6 protein-coding genes are annotated in these 6,329 nt (G+C 61.9%); 3 read left to right on the top strand and 3 right to left on the bottom strand.

Annotation, left to right across the window (positions count from 1 at the left end):
• Nucleotides 1–60: 60 nt before the first annotated feature.
• From K0H47_RS10855 to K0H47_RS10865, 3 genes are all read left to right on the top strand, one after another.
• Nucleotides 61–1,470 (top strand): circularly permuted type 2 ATP-grasp protein, encoded by a 1,410-nt coding sequence (locus K0H47_RS10855; protein ID WP_063030304.1) that lies wholly within the window; start codon nucleotides 61–63, stop codon nucleotides 1,468–1,470.
• A 2-nt stretch (nucleotides 1,471–1,472) separates the two neighbouring features.
• Nucleotides 1,473–2,423, top strand: a complete 951-nt coding sequence (locus K0H47_RS10860) for an alpha-E domain-containing protein (protein ID WP_076013496.1) — start codon at nucleotides 1,473–1,475, stop codon at nucleotides 2,421–2,423.
• A 212-nt stretch (nucleotides 2,424–2,635) separates the two neighbouring features.
• Complete coding sequence (locus K0H47_RS10865) at nucleotides 2,636–3,067, top strand: nuclear transport factor 2 family protein (RefSeq protein WP_063030306.1); 432 nt, start codon at nucleotides 2,636–2,638, stop codon at nucleotides 3,065–3,067.
• A gap of 4 nt (nucleotides 3,068–3,071) precedes the next feature.
• Here the strand turns inward: K0H47_RS10865 and msrA are convergent, their stop codons facing one another.
• The 3 genes from msrA to msrB form a co-directional block, all read right to left on the bottom strand.
• Entirely contained in the window at nucleotides 3,072–3,767 is a 696-nt protein-coding gene (gene msrA, locus K0H47_RS10870; protein ID WP_219272571.1) for a peptide-methionine (S)-S-oxide reductase MsrA, read from the bottom strand.
• A gap of 145 nt (nucleotides 3,768–3,912) precedes the next feature.
• Nucleotides 3,913–5,670: a cytochrome c biogenesis protein DipZ gene (locus tag K0H47_RS10875; RefSeq protein ID WP_219272573.1), complete on the bottom strand. Its 1,758-nt coding sequence runs from the start codon at nucleotides 5,668–5,670 to the stop codon at nucleotides 3,913–3,915.
• A gap of 29 nt (nucleotides 5,671–5,699) precedes the next feature.
• Nucleotides 5,700–6,212: a peptide-methionine (R)-S-oxide reductase MsrB gene (msrB, locus tag K0H47_RS10880; RefSeq protein WP_093209854.1), complete on the bottom strand. Its 513-nt coding sequence runs from the start codon at nucleotides 6,210–6,212 to the stop codon at nucleotides 5,700–5,702.
• Nucleotides 6,213–6,329: the final 117 nt, after the last annotated feature.

The following is a 6,329-nucleotide window of genomic DNA, read 5'->3' on the forward strand; positions in this document are numbered from 1 at the left end:
CGTTTTCTAAAGCGGCAGTGCCAAAGCGCAGTTAGTCCCGGCACTGACAAGGTAATTGGAATGGCTCGATCTTTCTTTGATGAAATGAATGACGCACAAGGCGTTTGCCGTGCGCACTATCAGGAATTCTCCCGCTGGCTGGCCAATACGCCGCCAGAACTGCTGGCCCAGCGCCGCCGTGAAGCCGATCTGCTGTTTCACCGCGCCGGGATCACCTTCACCCTGTATGGCGACGAGCAGGACACCGAGCGCCTGATCCCCTTCGATATCATTCCCCGCAGCATCCCTGCCAGTGAGTGGAGCGTCATCGAACGCGGCTGTATCCAGCGGGTGAATGCGCTGAACATGTTCCTCGCCGACATCTACCACGACCAGCGCATCATCAAGGCCGGGATCATCCCCGCCGAGCAAGTCCTCGGAAACGAGGGTTACCAGAAAGCCATGGTTGGCCTCGACCTGCACCGCGATATCTACTCGCACATCTCCGGGGTCGACCTGGTGCGCGATGGCGACGGCACCTACTACGTGCTCGAAGACAACCTGCGCACTCCCAGCGGCGTGAGCTACATGCTCGAAGACCGCAAGATGATGATGCGCCTGTTCCCGGAGGTGTTCGCCAAGCAACGCATCGCCCCGGTGGACCACTACCCCAACCTGCTGCTCAAGACCCTGAAAAGCTCCAGCCGCCTGGACAACCCCAACGTGGTAGTGCTGACGCCGGGCCGCTTTAACAGCGCGTTTTTTGAACATGCGTTCCTGGCCCGGGAAATGGGCGTGGAGCTGGTGGAAGGCGCGGACCTGTTCGTGCACGACCTCAAGGTATTCATGCGCACCACCGATGGCCCGAAGGCCGTTGATGTGATCTACCGCCGTATCGACGACGCGTTCCTCGACCCGCAAGCCTTCAACCCCGACTCGATGCTCGGCGTGCCCGGCCTGGTTGCGGCCTACTGCGCGGGCAATGTGGTGCTGGCGAATGCCATCGGCACCGGCGTGGCGGATGACAAGTCGATCTACCCCTATGTGCCGGAAATGATCCGCTTCTACCTGGATGAAGAGCCGATCCTGCAAAACGTGCCGACCTTCCAGTGCCGCAAACCGGATGAACTGTCCCACGTGCTCGCCCACCTGCCGGAACTGGTGGTCAAGGAAACCCAGGGCTCCGGCGGTTACGGCATGCTGGTGGGCCCCGCTTCTACCGCCGCCGAGATCGAAGACTTCCGGCAACGCATCAAGGCCCGACCCCACGCCTACATCGCCCAACCGACCCTGAGCTTGTCCACCTGCCCGACCTTTGTCGAAAACGGCATCGCGCCACGACATATCGACCTGCGGCCCTTCGTGCTCTCGGGCAAGGAAACCCGCCTGGTGCCCGGAGGCTTGACCCGCGTGGCACTGCGCGAAGGCTCATTGATCGTCAACTCGTCGCAAGGCGGCGGAACCAAGGACACCTGGGTGGTGGAGGGCTGAATATGCTGAGTAGAACCGCCGCAGATCTGTATTGGATGTCCCGTTACCTGGAGCGTGCCGAGAACCTGGCACGCATGCTCGAAGTCAGTTATTCGCTGTCGTTGATGCCCCAGGCCGGGCGCAGTGACGGGCTCGACGAGCTGGCCATGTCGCTGCTCAGCAGCGGCACCCTGGAAAGCTACCTCGAGCGCCATAAGCAGTTGGACGCCGAGCGCATGTTGCATTTCTTCGCCCTCGACGAGGAAAACCCGGCGAGCATCTACAACTGCCTGCGGGCTGCGCGGGGTAACGCCCACGCGGTACGTGGGCGGATCACCGCCGACATGTGGGAAAACCTCAATGCCACCTGGCTGGAGATGCGCAGCATTGCGGCCGGCGGCTTGGCCCGCCACGGCATCAGCCATTTTTGCGACTGGGTGAAGCAGCGTTCGCACCTGTTCCGCGGGGCAACATCCGGGACAATCATGCGCAACGACGCGTATCGGTTTATCCGGCTGGGCACCTTTGTCGAGCGGGCGGATAACACCTTGCGGTTGCTGGACGCGCGGTATGAGATGTTTGGGGAAGAGTCCGAGGAAGTCAGCGACCTTTCGGCACGCGGGTATTACCAATGGAGTGCGCTGCTGCGGGCATTGTCGTCGTTCGAGGCGTATACCGAGCTGTACCCGAATGCGTTGAACGCGCGGTCGGTGTCGGAATTGTTGCTGTTGCGCAGCGATGTACCACGCTCGTTGCATGCGTGTATTGAAGAGTTGAGCCATATCCTCGCGGACCTGCCGGGGAGCTATGGGCGTACGGCCCAGCGTTTGGCGGCGGAGTTTGAGGCGCGGCTGCGGTATACCGGGATTGATGAAATTCTGGAAGACGGACTCCACAGCCGGCTGACGGAATTTATCGATACCGTGCGGGAGTTGGCGCGGGCGATTCATAGCTCCTACCTTGAAGTCGTCTGATGTGATCGTTCCCACGCTCCGCGTGGGAATAAATCCGTTGACGCTCCGCGTCACGCCTTCAAAAGCGGACGCAGAGCATAGGACCGATCATGACGGCTGTGATGTGCGGCTCAATCATATAACTGTCATTTCGGATCATTGATCCGGCCCTGGTGCCGCTCTTATGTTGGTGGGGTGCAACGCCCCGCCCATCATAAGAACAGGTGCCCACCATGTCCGAACAACTGAACCTATCTCCCGAGGCCGCCCACAGCCTCAAGCGCTGGCACGCCATGCTCGTTGCCGGTGACCTCAAGGCCCTCCCCGAATTGCTGGCCCCCGACGCAGTCTTCCGCTCGCCCATGGCCCACACGCCCTACCCCGGCGCGCCCGTGGTGTCGATGATCCTCAACACCGTGTTCAACGTCTTTGAAGACTTCACCTACCACCGTGAGCTGGCCACCGCCGATGGTCAAAGCGTGGTGCTGGAATTCAGCGCACGCGTGGGTGACAAGCAGCTCAAGGGCATCGACCTGATTCGCTTTAACGAACAAGGGCAGATCATCGAGTTTGAAGTGATGATCCGCCCCTTGAGCGGGCTGCAAGCCCTGGGTGAGGAAATGGGCCGGCGCCTGGCGCCTTACCTGGCGAAAGCCAAGGGCTGAATGTCTACTGGTTTTTCACCAGCACCGGTTCTGCGCGGTACTGCTCAGGGAACAGTTTTTTCAGCTGGGCCACCTTCGGCAGGTCGTTGATCACGATGTACGGATAGGACGGGTTTTCCGTCAGGAAGTCCTGGTGATAGGACTCCGCCGGGTAGAAGGCCTTGCCCATTTCGATTTGGGTCACGATCGGCTTGTCGAAGGCCTTGGCGGCGTCGAGTTGGGCGATGTAGGCCTGGGCGACTTTTTGCTGTTCGGCATTCTGGGCAAAGATCGCCGAGCGGTACTGCGTGCCGCTGTCCGGGCCCTGGCGGTTGAGTTCCGTGGGGTTGTGGGCCACCGAGAAGTAGATCTGCAGCAGTTTGCCGTAGCTGACCTTGCTCGGGTCGTAGGTCACGGAGACGGACTCGGCGTGGCCGGTGTCGCCGCCGCTGACGCTGTCGTATTGGGCGGTGCTGGCCGCGCCACCGTCATAGCCGGAGACCGCGTTTTTCACTCCTTGCACATGCTGGAACACGCCCTGCACGCCCCAAAAGCAGCCGCCAGCGAACACGGCGGTTTGCAGGTTGTTCGAGTCTGCCGGCAGGTCCATGGCCGGCGGCGCAATCACCACCGCGTCGTCGGACGGGCCGAAAGAGAACGCCGAGCTGTGGCCGACAAAGGCGGCGAACGCCAGGGCGGGTAAGTACTTAAACAGTTTCATCTCAGTCACTCCGAAACATCAGAATAAACGCGGTCATCGGTGGGAGCTGGCTTGCCTGCGATAGCGATGTTGAATTCACTACCGCTATCCCAGGCAAGCCAGCTCCCACATTGATCGGGTTAACCCTGCAAAATTTCGCTATGGGTTAGCCGAAGGTGAAGGCGTAGGCCGCCACTTGCGGGTCTAGAAACTCGATGGTGAAGGTCCGGTCCTTGACCGCGCCCGACTGGCGAACAAGCTGGTACAAGCGCTGCTCAGTCACCGTGCCACTGCCATCCGGAGCAACGTCGGTGCCGTGGGCATCCCCCGGCGCCTGGCCGTCAATCGTCACTTTGAAGCGCACCGGCTTGCCGTCGGCGTCAGGCCCCAGCACCAGATGCAGGTCACGGGCATGGAAGCGGTAGACGATCTTGCCGTGGGCCGCCGCGAGGGTGGCTTGCTGGCCGCCCACGTTCCATTGGCCTTCCAGGGTCCAGTTATTCAGCGCGAGATTGCCGGCTACCGGGTAGTTGGCGACCTTGTCGGTAGCCAACGTGCCCGTGGAGACAAAATTCTCGGCACGCTGGAAGCCCAGGTAGGTTTCCGGCGACTGCACTTCGTTCATGTCCGGTGCGGCCTGGATGCCCTTGGCGTCCGCTTCGATCAAGCCGCCCGCCACCTTGGTAGCGCCCGCCTCACGCAGCAGTTGCTGGATCACCCGTTCGGACTCGGCGTAGTCACCCTCGCCAAAGTGGTGATAGCGAATCTGGCCCTTGGCGTCGGCGAAGTAATGCGCCGGCCAGTACTGGTTATTGAACGCGCGCCAGATCTTGTAGTTGTTATCGATGGCCACCGGGTAGGTGATGCCCAAGTCCTTCATGGCCTTGGTAACGTTGTTCACGTCGCGCTCGAAGGCGAATTCCGGAGCGTGCACACCGATCACCACCAGGCCCTGGTCGCGGTACTTCTCGGCCCAGGCCTTCACGTACGGCAAGGTGCGCAGGCAGTTGATGCAGGAGTAGGTCCAGAAATCCACCAACACCACCTTGCCCTTCAACGCCTCGGCGGTCAGGGGTTCGGAGTTGAGCCATTGCACAGCGCCGTCCAGCGCCGGCAACTGGCCTTCCACCGGCAACGTGTCGCTGTGGTTGGCAGCCATCATCGCGCCGCCGGCCATCATCGCCCCGCTCTTCTGTTCAGGCTTGGCGCTGAGTTTTTCCACCAGACTTTGTTCCAGGCCACCGGTCGAGGCCGTCGACAAGCGTGCCAGGATGCCGGTGTCCAGGCCCAGGGCAATTGCCGCCACACCCGCCAGCATCAATGCACCCAGGCCACGGCGCAGCCATTCACCGGCGCCCAGGGAACGCTTCATGAAGCCAAAGACTTTACCGCCGACCAGCAACGCCAAGGCCAGGGAGGTGGCAGCGCCTGCCGCGTAGGCCAGCAAGAGCAAGGTAGTGCCGATACTGGCGCCTTGCAGCGCGGCGCCCGTCAGCACCAACCCCAGGATAGGCCCGGCGCACGGAGCCCACAGCAGCCCGGTGGCCACGCCGATCAGGAATGAAGCGCCCGGCCGGGGCCGCGAATCGGCCCCGGCGGCTTCCGACAGGCGACTGCCCGCCGCCACCAGTGGCCGGGTCAGGCGTTCGGACAGACTGGGCAGGAGCAAGGTCAGCCCGAATAGCGCAACAAACAGCAACGCGAGCCAGCGACCGTACTGATTGACTTGCACCACCCAACCGCCGCCCACCGCCGCGAGCGAGGCGACCAGGGCGAACGTCATCGCCATCCCCAGCAGCAGCGGCAAGCCACTGCGCAAAAACGGCTGCCCGGTGCGAGCGAAGACAAAAGGCAGAACCGGCAGGATGCACGGGCTGACAATCGTCAGCACGCCGCCCAGATACGCGAGAACCAAAAGCCACATGGGGTATTCCCTTATAAGAAGACATCGAATTAAGCCGCGGTGAACGTCATGGCTGCGCCGTTCATGCAATAGCGCAGGCCGGTAGGTGCCGGGCCGTCATCGAACACATGCCCCTGATGACCGCCGCAGCGGCGGCAATGGATTTCCTTGCGTTCCACACCGAAGGAAGTGTCAACGTGGCTGGCCACGGCGTTTTCCAGGGGTTGCCAGAAACTCGGCCAGCCGGTGTGGCTTTCAAATTTGGTGGCAGAGGCATACAGCGGCAATGCGCAACCGGCGCAGGCGAAAGTGCCGTTGCGATGCTCGCTGTTGAGGGCGCTGCTGTAGGGGCGTTCGGTGCCCTGCTCCCGCAGGATCGCGTATTGCTCGGCGGTCAGCAGGGTGCGCCATTCGGCGTCGGTGTGACTGACTTCGAAATGTTCGGCGGCTTCGGCTTCGGCAATCAGGGCGGGCCCGGCATTGATTTTTTGCAGCAGGCCACCGGCGATTACCGCAAGCCCAAGGCCGCCACCGGCCAGCAGCATTTGACGACGCGTATACATGACTTTCTCCTCACACAAGTGCTGATGGCTGTCGAAACCCCTATGGCTGACAAATAAACTGTGGCGAGGGAGCTTTCTCCCCCTGGCCTGCGCAGCAGGCCCATCTTTCAGGGCCGC

It is taken from the genome of Pseudomonas sp. Xaverov 83 (assembly GCF_019352905.1).
Classification (GTDB): domain Bacteria; phylum Pseudomonadota; class Gammaproteobacteria; order Pseudomonadales; family Pseudomonadaceae; genus Aquipseudomonas; species Aquipseudomonas yamanorum.